The organism is Streptomyces bicolor, from assembly GCF_000719285.1.
Lineage (GTDB): Bacteria > Actinomycetota > Actinomycetes > Streptomycetales > Streptomycetaceae > Streptomyces > Streptomyces bicolor.
In genome coordinates, this window is record NZ_JOFS01000009.1 from 332820 (window position 1) to 350661 (window position 17842).

The 17842-nt window shown below is 70.9% G+C and carries 13 protein-coding genes; 6 read left to right on the forward strand and 7 right to left on the reverse strand.

Translation table 11 applies throughout. The features are described from left to right. Window positions 1-42 precede the first annotated feature (42 nt). Complete coding sequence (locus tag IF78_RS0114610) at window positions 43-1062, forward strand: aldo/keto reductase (protein ID WP_031477037.1); 1020 nt, start codon at window positions 43-45, stop codon at window positions 1060-1062. Window positions 1063-1091: 29 nt separating this feature from the next. Next, a complete protein-coding gene (locus IF78_RS0114615; protein ID WP_031477039.1) occupies window positions 1092-1691 on the forward strand; it encodes a TetR/AcrR family transcriptional regulator in 600 nt (199 codons plus the stop codon). A gap of 4 nt (window positions 1692-1695) precedes the next feature. Here the strand turns inward: IF78_RS0114615 and IF78_RS0114620 are convergent, their stop codons facing one another. The 3 genes from IF78_RS0114620 to IF78_RS0114630 all read right to left on the reverse strand — a co-directional run bounded on the left by IF78_RS0114620 (window position 1696) and on the right by IF78_RS0114630 (window position 4129). Continuing rightward, window positions 1696-2328 (reverse strand): GNAT family N-acetyltransferase, encoded by a 633-nt coding sequence (locus IF78_RS0114620; protein ID WP_031477041.1) that lies wholly within the window; start codon window positions 2326-2328, stop codon window positions 1696-1698. 31 nt (window positions 2329-2359) lie between these two features. Beyond that, the gene (locus IF78_RS0114625) at window positions 2360-2578 is read right to left on the reverse strand and encodes a hypothetical protein (protein ID WP_031477043.1); all 219 of its coding nucleotides are present in this window, start codon (window positions 2576-2578) and stop codon (window positions 2360-2362) included. Between the two features lie 135 nt (window positions 2579-2713). After that, window positions 2714-4129: an MFS transporter gene (locus tag IF78_RS0114630; RefSeq protein ID WP_037640442.1), complete on the reverse strand. Its 1416-nt coding sequence runs from the start codon at window positions 4127-4129 to the stop codon at window positions 2714-2716. Between the two features lie 122 nt (window positions 4130-4251). On the opposite strand from IF78_RS0114630, the gene IF78_RS0114635 reads away from it, so the two are divergent. Then, window positions 4252-5166: a helix-turn-helix transcriptional regulator gene (locus IF78_RS0114635; protein WP_051827892.1), complete on the forward strand. Its 915-nt coding sequence runs from the start codon at window positions 4252-4254 to the stop codon at window positions 5164-5166. A gap of 75 nt (window positions 5167-5241) precedes the next feature. Here the strand turns inward: IF78_RS0114635 and IF78_RS0114640 are convergent, their stop codons facing one another. Further along, complete coding sequence (locus tag IF78_RS0114640) at window positions 5242-6687, reverse strand: MFS transporter (RefSeq protein WP_031477049.1); 1446 nt, start codon at window positions 6685-6687, stop codon at window positions 5242-5244. 95 nt (window positions 6688-6782) lie between these two features. Here IF78_RS0114640 and dusB point away from each other — a divergent pair, with 95 nt between their 5' ends. Then, window positions 6783-7925 carry a tRNA dihydrouridine synthase DusB gene (dusB, locus tag IF78_RS0114645; RefSeq protein ID WP_031477051.1) on the forward strand — a complete coding sequence of 381 codons (1143 nt, stop codon included), beginning with the start codon at window positions 6783-6785 and terminating at the stop codon, window positions 7923-7925. Between the two features lie 3 nt (window positions 7926-7928). Here the strand turns inward: dusB and IF78_RS0114650 are convergent, their stop codons facing one another. From IF78_RS0114650 to IF78_RS0114660, 3 genes are all read right to left on the reverse strand, one after another. Then, complete coding sequence (locus IF78_RS0114650) at window positions 7929-9728, reverse strand: alkaline phosphatase family protein (RefSeq protein WP_037640444.1); 1800 nt, start codon at window positions 9726-9728, stop codon at window positions 7929-7931. Between the two features lie 187 nt (window positions 9729-9915). Then, on the reverse strand, window positions 9916-11853 hold the full coding sequence (locus IF78_RS0114655) for an amylo-alpha-1,6-glucosidase (RefSeq protein ID WP_031477055.1): 1938 nt from the start codon (window positions 11851-11853) through the stop codon (window positions 9916-9918). Beyond that, a complete protein-coding gene (locus IF78_RS0114660) occupies window positions 11850-13322 on the reverse strand; it encodes an MGH1-like glycoside hydrolase domain-containing protein (protein ID WP_037640445.1) in 1473 nt (490 codons plus the stop codon). Before IF78_RS0114660 ends, IF78_RS0114655 begins: the two co-directional genes overlap by 4 nt. A gap of 120 nt (window positions 13323-13442) precedes the next feature. Between IF78_RS0114660 and IF78_RS0114665 the strand changes: the two genes are divergently transcribed. Together IF78_RS0114665 and ppdK are read left to right on the forward strand one after the other, a co-directional pair. Next, a complete protein-coding gene (locus tag IF78_RS0114665) occupies window positions 13443-14645 on the forward strand; it encodes an ROK family transcriptional regulator (protein ID WP_031477059.1) in 1203 nt (400 codons plus the stop codon). A 431-nt stretch (window positions 14646-15076) separates the two neighbouring features. Then, window positions 15077-17797, forward strand: a complete 2721-nt coding sequence (gene ppdK / locus IF78_RS0114670) for a pyruvate, phosphate dikinase (RefSeq protein ID WP_031477060.1) — start codon at window positions 15077-15079, stop codon at window positions 17795-17797. Window positions 17798-17842: the final 45 nt, after the last annotated feature.

Here is a 17842-nt window from a genome sequence, read left to right on the forward strand (position 1 = left end):
ACAGGTATTGAAATCTGTCAGCTGTTAGGGCATGGTGGAGGCATGACGATGAACACCCGAACCCTCGGAACCACCGGCCCCCAGGTCTCCGCCCTCGGCCTCGGCTGCATGGGCATGTCCGCCCTGTACGGCGACGCCGACCGGGCCGAGTCGATCGCCACCATCCACGCCGCCCTGGCGGCAGGCGTGAACCTGCTGGACACCGGCGACTTCTACGGCATGGGCCACAACGAGATGCTGATCGGCGAGGCCCTGCGCGCCGCGCCCGCCGACCTGCGCGAGCAGGCGCTGGTGAGTGTGAAGTTCGGCGCGCTCCGGGACCCTGACGGCAACTGGGCCGGATACGACGGCCGCCCCGCCGCCGTGAAGAACTTCGCCGCCTACTCCCTCCAGCGCCTCGGCGTCGACCACATCGACGTCTACCGGATCGCCCGGCTCGACCCGGCCGTACCCATCGAGGAGACGGTCGGCGCGATCTCGGAACTGATCGAGAAGGGGTGCGTCCGGCACGTCGGCCTCAGTGAGGTCGGCGCCGAGACGATCCGCCGGGCCGCCGCCACCGCGCCGATCGCCGATCTGCAGATCGAGTACTCCCTGATCTCCCGCGGCATCGAGGAGTCGGTCCTGCCGACCACCCGTGAGCTGGGCATCTCCATCACCGCGTACGGCGTCCTGTCCCGCGGGCTGATCTCCGGCCACTTCACCCGCGACCGGCAGCTCGCCGCCAACGACTTCCGGGCGCTGTCGCCGCGCTTCCAGGGCGACAACCTCCAGCACAACCTGAGCCTCGTCGAGGCGCTGCGGAAGATCGCCGAGCAGAAGGGCGTGAGCGTCGCCCAGATCGCCATCGCCTGGGTGCTGTCGCGGGGCGCGCAGCACAACAACGACATCGTGCCGCTGGTCGGCGCCCGCACCCGGGAGCGGCTGGGCGAGTCGCTGGGCGCCCTGGACGTGACGCTGGACGCGGCCGACCTCGCCGCGATCGAGGAGGCCGTGCCGGCGGACGCGGCGGCGGGCGACCGCTACCCGGCGGCGCAGATGGCTCACCTCGGCAGCAAGTAGCGCCCGGGCCGGCAGGTACGGTCTGACGCATGGCACCGACCTCCGAGACCCTGACCGCCGAGCGCATCCTCGCAGCCACCGAGGAGGTGCTGCGCCGCCACGGTCCGGCCAAGGCGACCGTGGTGGACGTGGCTCGCGCGCTCGGCGTCAGTCATGGCAGTGTCTACCGGCACTTCCGTACGAAGGCCGCGCTGCGGGAGGCGGTCACCAAGAGGTGGCTGGACCGTACGACCGGGGTGCTCGCGGCGATCGTCGCCGCCCCCGGCCTCGACCCGGAGACCCGGGTGCGCGAATGGCTCGCCGCCCTCTTCGCCGCCAAGCGCCGCAAGGCGTTCGACGACCCGGAGCTCTTCGCCACGTACTCGGTGCTGACCACCGAGACCGCCGAAACGGTCGTCGGCGAGCACATCGCCGATCTCACCGGCCAGTTGACCGAGATCGTGCGCACGGGTGCCGAGGCGGGCGCCTTCACCGTCGAGGACCCGGCCACCACGGCCGGCGCCCTCTTCCGCGCCACGGACCGCTTCCACGACCCGCACTACGCCAGGGAGTGGGAACTGCCGGGAGTGGAGGGGGAGTTCGAGGCGCTCGTGGATCTGCTGATCCGGGGGCTGCGGGCCCGGGACTGAGCCGTCAGAGCACGTCCAGCTTCTGTGTCGTGCGGCCGAGGTAGGTGACCGGGCCCGGATCCGGCACGTCGATCTCGTGGAAGCCGAGGCGGTCGTAGAAGGCCCTGGCCGGGATGTTGGCCGTGACCATGGAGAGGTGGACGGCTGGGACTCCCTTGTCCTGGAGGGCCCGCAACAGGCTGCGCATCAGAGCCCGGCCGTGACCGCGGCCCTGCCAGGCGGGCAGCAGGTCGATGTGGAGATGGGCCGGGTAGGCGGTGACCTCCGGGACGAGCATGCGCTCCGGGTGGTGCAGGAGGTGGATGATCTCCTCGTCCGGGGTGCTCGGCGGACTGGAGGGTTCGGGGTAGCGGTCGGCGGCGGACGGCAGCCACTCGGCACGGAACGCCGCCACGAAGCGGGGCGTGTCCGCGACGCCCAGGATGTAGCCGACCGCCTGCCCGTGACCGTCGTCCAGGACGAAGGCCAGGTCCGGTTCCAGGGTGACGTACGGCAGCGCGAAGGTCGTCGGGAAGATGCCCGGGTCCGTGTAGTACGGCCGGCTGTCGCCGCCCTCGTGGGCCGTGCGGACGCAGATGTCCGCCACGGCCTCGCGGTCGTCGGGGCGGTACCGACGGATGCGCGTCATCGGCTGCATGTCATCGGATGTACGTCCTTGCGGATGCACGTCATCGGTCCGACTGCGCCTCCGTCGGGTCCACTGTTGCCTGGTGGGCCTCCGCCAGGTGCTCCTCCGCTTTCAGCCAGGGCAGGAACTGCGCACCCTTGCGCCAACCGCACGTGTCACATCTGACCGTGCGCTGCGCGCCCCTGCGTAGTACCTGTACGACGTGCTCCCGGCCGTGTTGGTCCCAGCGGCTCACCTTGCTCGTGTTGATCTCCAGCATGACGCCTCCAGCGTCCGAGGACATCGAGTCCGTGTGCGCGGCCTCGCGCAGCAAGGAGTGTGCATGAAGACCAACATCAACAGGGACTCTTGCCCGGCGAGTTGACCAAGCTGTGGCCACACCCTCACATCTCGGTCAGCCGACCGTGCGCGGCAGACGCAGACTGAGCAGCCCCGTCAGCGCCACACCGGCCAACTGGACCAGGAGAGTTGTCACCAGCGCGTCCCGCATGCCCAGCCCGGGGACGAGGGAGAGGAAGAGCGTGCCCAGCGTCGCCACACCGAGGGCCAGGGAGGACTGCTGGGTCGTGATCATCACCCCGCTGCCCACGCCCGCCCGCGCCGCCGGCACCTCGGAGAGCACGATCCGGAAGACGACGGGGAGTTGGAGGGCCTGGCCCGCGCCGGCGACCGCCGCCCCGGGGAGCAGTTCGACCAGGCCGAGGTCCGGCCAGGAGTACCAGACGGCCAGCGCCATCAGGGCCACACCCACGCCCTGGATCGCCGCGCCGGCGGTCACCACCCGGGTGCCGTAACGGGCCACCAGGCGCGGGCCTGCCAGCGAGACGAAGAAGAACACCACCGCCATCGGGGCGAGCGCCAGCCCCGCCGCGACCGGACCGCGGCCCGCCCCCTGCTGCAGTGCCACCGCGATCACGAACATGAAGCCGCTGAAGCCGATCGAGAACGGCACCATCAGCACCAGACCGCGCCGCAGGGACACGAGGGCGAACAGGCTCGGCGGCACCAGCGGGGTACGGCCCCGGCGGTCCGCCCTGCGCTCCACCGCGTAGAACGCCGCCGCCACGAACGGGAACGCCGCCAGCGACACCCACGTCCACAGCGGCCAGCCCGCCGACCGGCCCTCGGTGAGCGGCGCCAGGAGCGTGAGGAGGGAGACGGCGAGCAGGACCGTGCCGGGTCCGTCCACCGGTTCCGGGCGCTGCGAGCGGGTCTCCGGGACCGCGCGGGCGGCCAGGAAGAGACCGACGACCACCACGGGGACGTTCACCAGGAACACCGAGCGCCAGCCGGTGCCGGCGACGTCCGCCGCCACCAGGACGCCGCCGAGGATCTGCCCGGCGACCATGGAGAGCCCGGCCGTCGCGCCGTACAGGCCCATGGCCTTCGCGCGGCGCTGACCGCTGGTGGCCGCCTGGATGGTGGCGAGCACCTGCGGCAGCATCGCCGCCGACGCCGCGCCCTGCGCGACCCGCGCCGCGACGAGCGCCCACGCGCTGGGCGCCAGCCCGCACGCCAGCGAGGTCAGCCCGAAGGCCGCCATGCCGCCCAGGAAGAGCCGCCGCCGGCCGAACAGGTCGCCGAGCCGCCCGCCGAGGACGAGGAGGACGGCGTACGCCAACCCGTAACCGGCGACGACGAGTTCGAGCATGGCCTCGCTCGCCGCGAGGTCGTGGCCGATGGTGGGCAGGGCGACGTTGACGATGAAGAAGTCGATGAGGGGGAGTGCCGCCGCGAGCAGCACCGTGAAGAGACCGAGGCCGCCGAGCGAGGGTGGTGCGTCGGTGGTCCGGGCCTTGAGCGGAGTCATGGTTTCGGTCACGGTTACGAGCCTGCGGCGGCTCCCAGAGTGGTACCAGAGTCTTCTTATCCTGGTAGAAGAACCACCTGGAAACAGGGTGCGGGCGACGGCAGGCTGGAGGAATGACGACCATGGCGGCCCAGGAGACGACGGCGACCGCGGAGCAGGCGTCGGCGACCGCGGAAGGCCCACGAGCCACGGCCGCTTCCGCGATCCGGCGCCATGAACTCGCCGCCTTCCTGCGCCACCGCCGCGAGCACATCACCCCCGAGCAGGTCGGCCTGCCCCGCGGCCGCCGACGCCGCACGCCCGGCCTGCGCCGCGAGGAGGTCGCCCACCTCTCCGCCGTCGGCGTCACCTGGTACACGTGGCTCGAGCAGGCCCGCGACATCCAGGTCTCGGTCCAGGTCCTGGACGCCCTCGCCCGCACGCTGATGCTCGACCCCAGCGAGCGCTCCCACCTCTTCCAACTGGCCGGCGCGGTCGACCCGACCCCGGCGACGGCCTGCCCCTCGGTGACGCCTGCCCTGCGGGCGGTACTGGAGCAACTGGAGCCGTACCCGGCCTGCCTGCAGAACAGCCGGTACGACATCCTCGCCTACAACCGCACGTACGGGCTGCTGCTGTGCGACCTGGACGCCCTGCCGCCGGAGGACCGCAACTGCATGATCCTGTCGTACACGCACGACGAGTGGCGCTCGTCGATCGTGCACCTGACGGAGACCCAACGCCTGATGGCGGCCCGCTTCCGAGCCGCGATGGCCGGCCACCTGGGCGAGCCCGCCTGGAAGACGCTCCTCAAGCGCCTGCGCACGGAGTCCGCCGAGTTCTGCGAGGCGTGGGACCGCCATGAGGTGGTGTCTCACCGCAGCAAGCGGAAGGAGTTCATCAACCGGTATGTGGGGCGGTTGGTGGTGGACCACACCGATCTGTGGCTGAGCCCGGAGGTGGGGCCGCGGATGGTCACCTATGTTCCGGCGGACGAGGAGTCGAGAACCCGTCTGGAGAAGCTGCACGAAATAGCGCTGGCAAGGGCAACGCCCTAAGGGGCGCGGGCCTGTGTAGATATGCGGCTCCGCCGCGTGGGCGCGACCAGCCCCCACCGACCGTCAGCCGCCAGACTACGCACTGACCCGAGACGCTTCGCGCACCTCACCCGACTCCAGCCGCTCAGCCGTACGCTCAGCAGTCCCACGCGCCCACGCCCCACTGGTCACCAACCCCACGACCAGCACCACCAACCCACACCCGGCGACAATCCACCACGCCGGCCGAGTGGCAGAGACGAACGCGGTCCGATACGACGCGGCCCCCACGCCGGAGGCCAGTACCGCCCCGACGACCGCCACCCCCAGCGTCTGCCCCAACTGCCGGCTGGTGGAAGCAACCGCCGCCGCGACCCCCGCCTGCGCCCGCGGCATACCCGACACCGCCGTATTCGTGATCGGCGCGTTGACGAACCCGAAGCCGAGCCCGAACAGGACGTACCCGAGCACCAGCGTCGCGTTCCTGGTCTCCGCCTCGAACGCCGCGAACAGCACCCCGCACGCCGTCATCGCCACCCCCGCGATCAGGAGCGGCAACCGAGGGCCCCGGCTGCCCACGACGCGTCCGGCGACCGGCGCGCAGACGAAGCACAGCGCGGCCATCGGCAGCATCCACAGGCCCGCGTGCAGCGCGTCCAACTGCCGTACGTTCTGCAGGTACAGCGTCGACAGGAACAGGAAGCCACCGAGCGCCGCGAACGCGCTGATCGCGATCACCGTGGCCCCGCTGAACGGCGCCGAGCGGAAGAACCGCAGGTCGATGAGGGGCTCGGCACGGCGGGGCTCGTAGACGAGGAGGGCGGTCAGCGCGGTCAGGGCGATGCCGCCGAGGACGAGGATCTCGGCGGCCGGTGCCGTCGGCGCCGCGATGATCGCGTACGTCAGTGCGCCGAACAGCGCGATGACCAGCACCTGCCCGACCGGGTCGGGGCGCCGGGCCCTCGATGCGCGGGACTCGGGGACGTAGCGGAGGGTGAGGAGCAGTGCCGCCAGCCCCACCGGAAGGTTGACCCAGAAGATCGACCGCCAGCCGACCGACTCCACCAGCAGTCCGCCGACCAGCGGGCCCGCGGCCATGGAGATGCCGACCACACCGCCCCACACCCCGATCGCCCGGGCCCGCTCCCGGGGGTCCGTGAAGGTGTTGGTGATGATCGACATCGCGACCGGGTTGAGCATCGAACCGCCCACCGCCTGGACCATCCGGAACGCGATCAGCGCGTCGAGGTTCGGGGCGAGGGAGCACAGGGCCGAGCCGATGGTGAAGACGACCAGGCCCGCCATGAAGACGCGCTTGCGGCCGATGCGGTCCGCCGTGGAGCCGGCCAGCATCAGCAGCGAGGCGAGCACGAGGGTGTACGCGTCGATGGTCCACTGCAGGCCCGACGTGCTCGCGTCGAGGTCGCGCTGCAGGGCCGGCAGGGCGACGTTGAGCACCGTGTTGTCGAGGCTCACGATCAGCAGGCTCATGCAGCAGATCGCGAGGACCAGCAGTCGGCGGCGAGGGCTGAGCTCCGGCATGCGATCCAGCGTACGCCGGTTTCGATAGTGCGTCTAACTAATGAATTGGCGAACCGGCGGCGGTCGTATGCGTCGCCGTACGCGACAATGGGGGAATGCCCACGACCACCACGCCCCTGCAGATCGGCCCGCACACCGTCCAGCCGCCCGTCGTCCTGGCCCCGATGGCCGGGATCACCAACGCGCCCTTCCGCACGCTGTGCCGGGAGTTCAGCGGTGGCAAGGGGCTGTTCGTCAGCGAGATGATCACCACCCGGGCGCTGGTCGAGCGCAACGAGAAGACCATGCAGCTGATCCACTTCGACGCGACCGAGGAGCCGCGCTCGATCCAGCTGTACGGCGTCGACCCGGCCACCGTCGGCAAGGCCGTCCGCATGATCGCGGAGGAGGGGCTGGCCGATCACATCGACCTGAACTTCGGATGCCCGGTGCCGAAGGTGACCCGGAAGGGCGGCGGCTCCGCGCTGCCGTACAAGCGGAACCTGCTGCGCGCGATCCTTCGGGAAGCGGTCAGCGGTGCCGGTGACCTGCCGGTCACGATGAAGATGCGCAAGGGCATCGACGACGATCACATCACGTACCTCGACGCGGGACGGATCGCCGTCGAGGAGGGGGTCACGGCCATCGCGCTGCACGGCCGCACCGCCGCCCAGCACTACGGGGGCACCGCCGACTGGGACGCCATCGCGCGGCTCAAGGAACATGTGCCGGAGATCCCCGTGCTCGGCAACGGCGACATCTGGTCGGCCGAGGACGCCGTGCGGATGGTGCGGGAGACCGGGTGCGACGGGGTCGTGGTCGGGCGGGGGTGCCTGGGGCGGCCCTGGCTGTTCTCGGATCTGGTCGCGGTCTTCGAGGCGCGGGAGAAAGACATCGCACGTCCCTCCCTCCGCGAGGTCGCCGACGTCATGGTCCGGCATGCCACGCTGCTCGGCGAGTGGATCGGTGACGAGTCGCGCGGGGTCATCGACTTCCGCAAGCACGTGGCCTGGTACCTGAAGGGCTTCGCGGTCGGCTCCGAGATGCGCAAGCGGCTGGCCATCACGTCGTCCCTGGCGGAACTGCGGGGCGGACTGGACGAGTTGGACCTCGACCAGCCCTGGCCGGCCGGCGCCGACGGGCCCCGTGGCCGTACGTCCGGCAACAACCGCGTGGTGCTGCCGGACGGCTGGCTGAAGGACCCGTACGACTGCGCGGGCGTCAGCGAGGACGCCGAACTGGACACCTCCGGCGGCTGATCGCTACTTCGACGGGCTCGGGGTCGAGCCGTACGCCATCAGGAAGCGGTCACGGAAGGAGCTCATCTTCCAGACCGGGGTCGTGGGCGTGGGCTGGAGGCCATCCGCCCAGTTCCAGTCGGCGATCTTGTCCAGCATCTTCGGGTCCTTGGCGACGATCGAGACCGGGACGTCCCGGCTGGCCCTGACGCCGCTGACCCGCGACATCGGCTGGTGGTCGCCGAGGAAGACGAGGACGGTGTCGTCGGTGCCGTAGCGCTCCAGCCACTGGGTGAGGCTGGTGACCGAGTACGAGATCGACTTGCCGTACTCCTGCTTGGAGCGGGTGGAGTCGGAGATGATGTCCGCCGGTTTTGTGCCTGACCGTTGGATGGGCTTGAAGATCGAGCCGTCGCCCAGGTCGTCCCAGTCGACCATCTCGGGGATCGGCGCCCAGGGCTGATGGCTGGAGGTCAGGATGATCTCCGACATCAGGGGCTTGTCCCGCTTCTTGCCGTGGACCTGGCGTTGGAAGGCCTCCAGGGCGTACTGGTCGGGCATCGTCGACCAGCTGAACTTCGGTCCCTTGTAGCCGAGTTGGAAGGCGTTGTAGACCTTGTCCAGGCCGTAGTACTTCTGTTCCGGCCAGGCCTTCTGCACGCCGGGCATGACGCCGACCGTGTCCCAGTCCCCGGTCTTCTGGAAGACCTTGGTGAGGCTGAGGTGGTCGCTGGCCATCACGGTGCGGTAGCGCTGCTGGTTGTCGATCCAGAGGCCGGAGAGTGTCGTGGAGTGGCCCAGCCAGCTGTTGCCGCCGAACGTCGCCGACGTCAGCCAGCCGCTCCTGGCGTGGAAGCCGGCGTCGGTGAGGGCCTTGGTGCTCGTGTCGAGCGTGCCGGTGACGCCGGGGGCGATCTCCGGGTCCTCGAGGGCGCTGCGGCCGTAGCTCTCGATGAACGTGAAGATGACGTCCTTGCCCCGCAGATCCGGGACCAGTTGGGCGGGTGGTGTGTTGCCGAAGGTGTCGGCCTTCGCGTCCCTCGCGAACTGTGCCTCGTCGCGGAGGGTGTCCATCGCCCGGCGTGCGTGGACCTTGATGACGCCGGCGGTGTGGTCCGCGGCGATCGGCACGCCGGCGACCTGGAGACCGAACGCCGTGCAGGTGATCCAGACGGTGCCGGCGATGAGGGCGCCTCTCGACGCGTCCGCCTTGCGGCGGGCCAGGACCTCGCCGACGCGGATGGTGGCCAGGGCGACGAGGGCGATCAGGGCGACGACCAGGAGGATCAGGCCGATCGTGAGGAGCGTCGTGGTCGTGCCGCCGAGGGAGTCCTTCATGTACGACTGGGCGTCGTCGAGGAGTTCCCAGTCCAGGACTACGTTGAAGTGCCTGCCCAGGAATTCGTTGTAGCCCATGTCGAGGACGTTCAGGGCGGTCAGGGCGCCGAGGGCCGCGCCGGTGGTCGCCGCGACGATCAGGCGGGGGCGGCGGGGGAGGGTGAGGAGTACGGCGGCGCCGATGATGGCCTCCGCGGGGAGGCGCATGAACTCCGTGGCCTTGAGGTTGCCGAGGGTGTTCGGCATTTGCAGGCAGACGTGGATGAGGACGGCGGCGAGGGCGGTGAGTGTCCAGCGGAGGTACTTCCTGAACTCGCCAGCTCCGGGTGCCGGGTCGCTTTCGTCGTCGAGTGCGGGCGGCCCCTGTGGGGCATCCTCGCCGTCGGCGGCTGCCACTACGTCGTCGGTCTCGGCGTCCGCGGTTGCCTCGACGGGCAAGTCGTCCTTCTTGCCGGGCAGTTGACGTAGGCGCGTGAAGACGGGCACCCGAAGGTCCTTCCGTGCGAGGCCCCTGGTGGAGTGGTGTGGCGGGCCGCGCTGGGGAGGCTGGGGGCCCGCCGTCATCCCGTACGGTCGGCCCCCGGCCGGTGTTCAGCCCTGGTGCCCCAGCGCTCGGCAAACGCTGGGCAAACACCAGGCCAACAGGCCCGCCGCCCTCCTCCCGCGCTCCCTCCTACGCCCCTCCCACCGCCGTCAGCAGCGCCAACGGGGCCGCCGCCGAGCGGGATTCGCGTACGCAGGCGTGCGGGTACGGCACCGGTTCCGTGTGCGTGTCGCGGCCGTAGCCCGCGAGGACCTCCGGCAGACGGTGGCCGGTCGTCGTCGCCGCGTCGACCAGGGCGTGGGCGACCGTGCGGGCCTCGTCGTGGAGGCCGTAGCGGGCCAGGCCCAGCGTGATCAGGGCGTTGTCGTGCGGCCAGACCGAGCCTCGGTGGTAGGAGAGGGGGTGGTACGCCGGCTGGCCGGAGGCGAGGGTGCGGACGCCCCAGCCCGAGAAGAAGTCCGGTTCCAGGAGGCGGCGGCCCACCAGTTCGCCGTACTCCTTGTCCAACAGGCCGGACCAGAGCAGGTGTCCCGCGTCCGAGGCCAGGGCGTTCACCTGGTGGCCCGCGCCGTCCAGCGCCAGGGCGGGGAACGCGTGCTCCGGCATCCAGAAGTCCCGCTGGAAACGGTCCCGTAGGTCGCCGGCCGCCTGTTCCAGGAGGGCCGCGTAGGTCTCGTCCTGCCACACCGTGCGGGACAGCCACGCCGTGCGGCGCAGGGCGTCGTACGCGTAGCCCTGGGCGCCCACCGCCATCACCGGTCCGGCGGGGCGGGTGCCGTCGGCCGAACAGATGGCGCCGGGGGAGTCCTTCCAGTTCTGGTTGGCGAGGCCGCCCTCGTCGGCGCGGTACACCAGGTAGCCGCGGGAGGTCAGGCCGCCGTGGTCCAGCATCCAGCCGATCGCCGCCCGCGCGTGCCGCTCCAGCCGGCGGGCCGGTGCCGTGTCGCCGGTCTGCTCGACGTACGCGCCCAGCAGGATCAGGAACAGCGGCGTCGCGTCCACCGAGCCGTAGTAACGGCCGTACGGCACCTGCCCGAAGTGCGCCAGCTCGCCGTGCCGTACCTCGTGCACGATCTTGCCGGGCTGGGCGACCGACTCGGGGCCCGTCTCCGTCGCCTGGGTCGCGGCCAGTGCGGGGAGGGTGGCGGCGGCCAGCTGCGGGCGGTAGGGGAGGGCGAAGAGGGAGGTCAGGAGGGCGTCTCGGCCCAGGAGGGTCAGGAACCAGGGGGCGCCGGCGGCCGGGACGCGCAGTTCCTCGCCGTCGGGGCCCGTCGCCGGGACCTGCAGCGAGGCCAGATCGGCCAGGCCCCGGGCGCACGCGGCGGCCAGCTCCGGCCAGCCGGTCGGGAAGGCCACGCCCTCCACGAACTCGCCCTCCAGCGCCAGGAGTTGATCGTTGCGGGCGGCGGGGGAGTGCGGTACCCGCAGCGCCCGTTTGTCGCCGTGCGGGCGGGCCATCACCCGCAGGGTCAGTTCCGTCGTGCCGTGGGGTTCCAGCTCCAGGGCCCAGACGAGGCGGCGGGCACCGGTGCCGGTCTCCTCGACGCCGTCGGGGGCGGGGTCGGCCGTCACGGTCGTGATCGAGCGCCACTCGCCGCGCTGGTAGGTGAACTCCACGCCGTGGTCCAGGACCTGGCGGGAGCGGGTGGCGCCGGTCTTGGCGTAGGTGCGGTGGTCGGAGCGGAGCTCGAACTGGTCGGTGAAGTCGGCGTCGGCGGTGACGGCGAGGTGGACCGTCGTCGGCACCGGGCGGTTGCTCGTCACGCGCAGGGACTCCACGAACGAGCCGTCGCCGACGGCCTGTTCACGGAAGAGCGTGTACGCGGGCGGTTCGTTGCGGCCGCCGCGCGGGACCAGGACGCAGCGGGCGGTGTCCCCGTCGGCGACCGGGCTGAGCGTCTCGGGCACGGCCCCGTCGACCGTGAGCTGCCAGCGGCTCAGGTGCCGGGCGTCACGGACGAACAACCCCTCCGGGGAGCCGACGCCCCGTACGCCGCTGATGTCCCCACGGTCGCCCACGGCGGCGAACGTGCCCCCGTACACGAGCAGATGATGGCGGTCCGTCATCCCCGGTTACCTCCCTTGAATCCCGTCATCGCAGTGGCTTCGGTTTCCGGCTGTGGGCCGGTCTCGCTGTGCAGCAGGTCCAGCGCGAGCGCCGCGGTCCAGCCGAAGCCGGTGGCTCCGCAGGCCTCGCCGGTGTACGGGTCGACGTACTCGGCGAAGTCGGAGGCGGCGGCGAGCTCCAGCACCGCCGCGCGCAGGGCGTCGGCCCGCTCCCGCTCGCCGTGCGTGCGCAGCCCGCGCTCCAGCAGCCAGCTCGTGTTGAACCAGGCCGGGCCCCGCCAGTAGCGGTGCCGGTCGAAGGCCTCGCCGAGGAGGTCGTACGACGGGGCGAGGCGGGTGGTGTCGCCGAGCCCGAAGTGCCGTCCGTGGGCCGTGCGGACCAGGGCGGCGGCGATGTCGCGCGGGAGGGTGGGGAGGAGGAGGGGGATCAGGCCGGAGACGCTGCGCTCCGGGATCAGCTCCCCGACCGGGCCGCCGCTCCTCCCCTCGCCCCGCCCGTCGCTTCGGCCGCCGCTGCGCACGTCGCGGCAGAAGAACATCCCCTCCGCCGGGTCCCACATCCGCTCGATCAGCGCCGCCGTCAGGCGCTCGGCGCGCGCGTGCCGGGCCGTGGCCGTCGCCCCCAGCTCCCCCGCGATCCGGGCCAGCGCGTGCTCGGAGGCGATGAGCAGGGCGTTGAACGCCGGGTCCTCGACCGCGAAGTCGCTTGCGCCATCGGCGTATCCGCCGTCCCGGTAGTCGGTGGCCAGCCGCACATACCGCCCGTAGTCCAGATCCGTCGGCCGGTCCTCGGCGGAGCCGTGGTCGAGGTCGGCGCGGCGGAAGGAGCGGGCCGGGGCGGGCGTGACCCTGCTCAGGGGCGCGTCCCAGCAGGGGCTGTTGTCCATCCCCTGTTCCCAGGGGTGCACGACGGACGCGAGACCGCCTCCGCCCAGGTCGCGCCCGTGCAGCAGATAGCGGTGCCAGGCGGCCAGCCGGGGATACACCCGGGTGAGGAAGCCGCGCGCACGGGACAGTCCCGGGTCGGCACGGTGCACCAGCCACGCGGCCAGCGCGTGCACCGGTGGCTGCACGATGCCGGAGGTCTGTACGGTGCGCGGGGCGCCCGCAGCGCGCCCCGCGGTCGAGGAGCGCCAGAAGTCGGGGCTCGGGAAGTAGGCGTCGAGCGGCACGGAGGGGTTGAAGACGATGTGCGGCACGCGCCCGTCACCCCACTGGGCGTCCAGCAGCGTCTCCAGTTCCGTCTGCGCACGGTACGGCGAGATGTGCCTCAGGCCGATCGCGATGAACGCCGAGTCCCAGGACCACTGGTGCGGATACAGGCTGCGCGAGGGCACCGTCGAGGTGCCGGTCCAGTTGGCCTCCAGCACCTGCGCGGCCCTGACGTGCGGTGAATCCGCCGCAGGGGGCGGATCGTATGCGATGTCACGCTCCGTGGGACGGGCTGTGAGCTGGGCAGTGCGATCCACTCGGGGCTCCCCGAAAGACGTCCGGCCGACCGGTTCGGTCATGGCTACCGTAGAGTTACGTCTATTTAACACGCAAAACTCAATATGTAATGCAGAGTTGAGAAACACAAGGGGGTGTGCATGAGCGCACGGGGTCAGACCGGCGTCGGAGAACTGCTCGGACTGGTGCGGAGCGGACGGGCCGTCACGCGCGGAGCGCTCCAGCAGGCCACCGGGCTGTCCCGTGCCACCGTCGGCCAGCGCCTCGACCGGCTCTTCCGCGCGGGCTGGCTGCGCGAGGGCGCCGGGGGTCCGGTGGACTCCCCGCTCGGCGGCCGTCCCTCCATCACCCTCGAGTTCGACGACGCCCACGCCGTCGTCCTCGCCGCCGACCTGGAGACCCGGCACGCGCGCGCCGCCGTCCTGTCACTGACCGGCGAGATCCTCGCCGAGCACACCGGCACGCTGGTCATCGAGGACGGGCCGGACGCGGTGCTGGGTGAGCTGGGCCGCTGGTTCGCCGAGCTCCTGGAGAAGGCCGGCCACCGCGCCGAGGAGGTCTGCGGCATCGGGCTGGCGGTCCCGGGCCCGGTCGACACCGAGACCGGCCGGGTGGTCCAGCCGCCGATCATGCCGGGCTGGGACGGCTACGACATAGCGGGGCGCCTCGCCAGAGCCTTCACCGAGGCCACCGACGCCGCCCCGGTCCCGGTCCTGGTGGACAACGACGCCAACCTCATGGCGTACGGCGAACAGCGCACGGCTTTCCCCGACTGCTCGGCGTTCGTCCTGGTCAAGGTCTCGACCGGCATCGGCGCCGGAGTCGTCGTCGGCGGGTCGATCTACCGGGGCATCGACGGGGGCGCCGGCGACATCGGGCACATCCGGGTGCCGGCGGGCGCCGACGCGCTGTGCCGGTGCGGTTCGTACGGCTGCCTGGCCGCCGTCGCCAGTGGCCGTGCCGTGGCCCGGCGGCTGGCCGAGAGCGGGGTGCCGGCGGCCTCGGGTGCGGATGTGCGGGACCTGCTGGCGTCGGGGGACCCGGGGGCGGCCGCGCTGGCGCGGGAGGCCGGGCGGCAGGTCGGGGACGTGCTGGCGACGGTCGTGACGCTGCTCAACCCCGGGGTCCTGATGATCGCCGGAGATCTGGCCGGAACGCCCTTCCTCACCGGCGTACGGGAGTTGCTGTACCAGCGGGCGCTGCCGCGCTCCACCGCTCATCTGGACGTCGTGACCTCGCGGCTGGGGGAGCGGGCGGGGCTGGTGGGTGCCGGAGCGCTGGTCGTGGAGCATCTCTACGCGCCGGAGCGGGTGGAGGAACGGCTGCTCGCGATGGGGCTGTGAGCTGGGATGTGTGACGGGCGCGTTTCGGTCCTGGGGCGTGTCCGGAGCATGTCCGCATGGTGAAATCCGGTCGGCTGTGGCAGCGTGATTCTCGCCACCCTTGATAAGGGTTGCGCTCAGATGAGCGGATCTTGAGCGGTTGCACTTCTCCAAGGGGTGGCACTCGGTGCCACCCCTTGATCGTTCATCGATCGAAATCAGACGTGCAGGATGGCTGCTCATCTGAGCGCAAAACCGTACCCGTGGAAGGTCTTGCGTTCAAGAAGTGAAAACATCCGTCCGTCACCGCTTGCCAAGCCTTGACTTTCGATCCACTGGCGGACGACTGGTTACGGGCGCATGACACGCGAGTAGACGTACCCAGGCGCCTTCGATCTGGGTATGTTCCTCGCCGTCAGGGCAGCCACCGCGTCCTCGAGGGAGTCGAGACCGTGTCGGAAAACAAAGAACCCCACGTAGCGAAGTTCGTTTACGACTTCACCGAGGGAAACAAGGACCTCAAGGACCTCTTGGGTGGCAAGGGCGCCAACCTCGCCGAGATGACCAACCTGGGACTCCCCGTTCCCCCGGGCTTCACGATCACGACGGAAGCCTGCAAGGTCTACCTCGACAGCGGCGAGGAGCCGGCGGCACTGCGTGACGAGGTGAGTGCGCACCTCGACGCCCTCGAGACCAAGATGGGCAAGAAGCTCGGCCAGGCCGACAACCCCCTGCTGGTCTCCGTCCGTTCCGGCGCGAAGTTCTCCATGCCCGGAATGATGGACACGGTCCTCAACATCGGGCTCTCCGACAAGTCCGTGAAGGGCCTCGCCGACCAGGCCGGCGACGAGCGGTTCGCCTGGGACTCCTACCGCCGTCTCATCCAGATGTTCGGCAAGACGGTCCTCGGCGTCGACGGCGAGCTCTTCGAGGAAGCCCTCGACAAGGCCAAGGAGGCCAAGAAGGTCACGGTCGACACCGACCTGGAGGCCGCCGACCTCAAGAAGCTGGTCACCTCCTTCAAGAAGATCGTCAAGAAGGAGGCCGGCCGGGACTTCCCGCAGGACCCGCGCGAGCAGATGGACCTCGCCATCAAGGCGGTCTTCGACTCCTGGAACGGCGACCGGGCCAAGCTGTACCGCCGCCAGGAGCGCATCCCGCACGACCTCGGCACGGCCGTCAACGTCTGCTCCATGGTCTTCGGCAACCTCGGCCCGGACTCCGGCACCGGCGTCGCCTTCACCCGTGACCCCGCCTCCGGCCACCAGGGCGTGTACGGCGACTACCTGCAGAACGCCCAGGGCGAGGACGTGGTCGCGGGCATCCGCAACACCGTTCCGCTGGCGGAGCTGGAGACGATCGACAAGAAGTCGTACGACCAGCTGATGCAGATCATGGAGACGCTGGAGAACCACTACAAGGACCTCTGCGACATCGAGTTCACCATCGAGCGCGGTCAGCTGTGGATGCTCCAGACCCGCGTCGGCAAGCGCACGGCGGGCGCGGCCTTCCGTATCGCCACGCAGCTGGTCGACCAGGGCGTGATCGACGAGGCGGAGGCGCTGCAGCGCGTCAACGGCGCCCAGCTCGCCCAGCTGATGTTCCCGAAGTTCGACGAGGAGGCGAAGGTCGAGCAGGTCGGCCGGGGCATCGCGGCGTCGCCGGGTGCGGCGGTCGGCAAGGCGGTCTTCGACTCGTACACCGCCGTGAAGTGGTCGCGCTCGGGTGAGAAGGTCATCCTGGTCCGCCGCGAGACCAACCCCGACGACCTGGACGGCATGATCGCGGCCGAGGGAATCCTGACGTCGCGCGGCGGCAAGACCTCGCACGCCGCCGTGGTGGCGCGCGGCATGGGCAAGACCTGCGTGTGCGGCGCGGAGGAGCTCGAGGTCGACACCAAGCGCCGTCGTATGACCGTCCCCGGCGGGCACGTGGTGGAGGAAGGCGACGTCATCTCCATCGACGGGTCGTCCGGCAAGGTCTACCTGGGCGAGGTTCCGGTGGTCCCGTCCCCCGTCGTGGAGTACTTCGAGGGCCGCATGCACGCGGGCGCCCAGGACGCCGACGAGCTGGTCGAGGCGGTGCACCGCATCATGGCCTTCGCCGACCGCAAGCGCCGGCTGCGGGTGCGCGCCAACGCGGACAACGCCGAGGACGCGATGCGCGCCCGTCGCTTCGGCGCCCAGGGCATCGGCCTGTGCCGCACCGAGCACATGTTCCTCGGCGACCGCCGTGAACTGGTCGAGCGCCTCATCCTGGCGCACACCGAGGACGAGCGCGAGGAGAGCCTTAAGGCGCTGCTCCCGCTGCAGAAGCAGGACTTCGTCGAGCTGTTCTCGGCGATGGACGGCCTGCCGGTGACGATCCGTCTCCTGGACCCGCCGCTGCACGAGTTCCTGCCGGACATCACCGAGCTGTCGGTCCGCGTCGCCCTCGCCGAGTCCCGCCAGGAGCCGCACGAGAACGAACTGCGGCTGCTCCAGGCCGTGCACCGCCTGCACGAGCAGAACCCGATGCTGGGCCTGCGCGGTGTGCGCCTCGGCCTGGTCATCCCCGGCCTGTTCACGATGCAGGTCCGCGCGATCGCCGAGGCCGCGGCCGAGCGCAAGAACGCCAAGGGCGACCCGCGCGCCGAGATCATGATCCCGCTCGTCGGCACGGTCCAGGAGCTGGAGATCGTCCGCGAGGAGGCCGACCAGGTCATCGCGGAGGTCGAGGCGGCGACCGGCACGAAGCTCAAGCTGTCGATCGGCACGATGATCGAACTGCCGCGCGCCGCGCTGACCGCCGGTCAGATCGCCGAGGCGGCGGAGTTCTTCTCCTTCGGCACCAATGATCTGACTCAGACGGTGTGGGGCTTCAGCCGGGACGACGTGGAGGCCTCGTTCTTCACGGCGTACCTGGAGAAGGGCATCTTCGGTGTCTCCCCGTTCGAGACGATCGACAAGGACGGCGTGGGCTCGCTCGTCGCCGCCGCGGCGAAGGCGGGGCGTGAGACCCGGCCGGACCTGAAGCTCGGCGTGTGCGGCGAGCACGGCGGCGACCCCGAGTCGGTGCACTTCTTCCACGAGGTCGGCCTCGACTACGTCTCCTGCTCGCCGTTCCGGATCCCGGTGGCGCGGCTGGAGGCGGGGCGGGCGGCCACGCAGTCGGAGGGCAGCGACCACCGGTAGGGGCAACGCCGGTCAGCGGCAGGCCCTACGGCCACCGGTAGGCCG

What these genes read in the sequence shown, in the direction of transcription:
- IF78_RS0114610 (WP_031477037.1), top strand. Translation starts at nt 43, where the DNA reads ATGACGATGAACACCCGAACCCTCGGAACCACCGGCCCCCAGGTCTCC.
- IF78_RS0114615 (WP_031477039.1), top strand. Translation starts at nt 1,092, where the DNA reads ATGGCACCGACCTCCGAGACCCTGACCGCCGAGCGCATCCTCGCAGCC.
- IF78_RS0114620 (WP_031477041.1), bottom strand. Translation starts at nt 2,328, where the DNA reads ATGCAGCCGATGACGCGCATCCGTCGGTACCGCCCCGACGACCGCGAG.
- IF78_RS0114625 (WP_031477043.1), bottom strand. Translation starts at nt 2,578, where the DNA reads ATGCTGGAGATCAACACGAGCAAGGTGAGCCGCTGGGACCAACACGGC.
- IF78_RS0114630 (WP_037640442.1), bottom strand. Translation starts at nt 4,129, where the DNA reads ATGACTCCGCTCAAGGCCCGGACCACCGACGCACCACCCTCGCTCGGC.
- IF78_RS0114635 (WP_051827892.1), top strand. Translation starts at nt 4,252, where the DNA reads ATGGCGGCCCAGGAGACGACGGCGACCGCGGAGCAGGCGTCGGCGACC.
- IF78_RS0114640 (WP_031477049.1), bottom strand. Translation starts at nt 6,687, where the DNA reads ATGCCGGAGCTCAGCCCTCGCCGCCGACTGCTGGTCCTCGCGATCTGC.
- dusB (WP_031477051.1), top strand. Translation starts at nt 6,783, where the DNA reads ATGCCCACGACCACCACGCCCCTGCAGATCGGCCCGCACACCGTCCAG.
- IF78_RS0114655 (WP_031477055.1), bottom strand. Translation starts at nt 11,853, where the DNA reads ATGACGGACCGCCATCATCTGCTCGTGTACGGGGGCACGTTCGCCGCC.
- IF78_RS0114665 (WP_031477059.1), top strand. Translation starts at nt 13,443, where the DNA reads ATGAGCGCACGGGGTCAGACCGGCGTCGGAGAACTGCTCGGACTGGTG.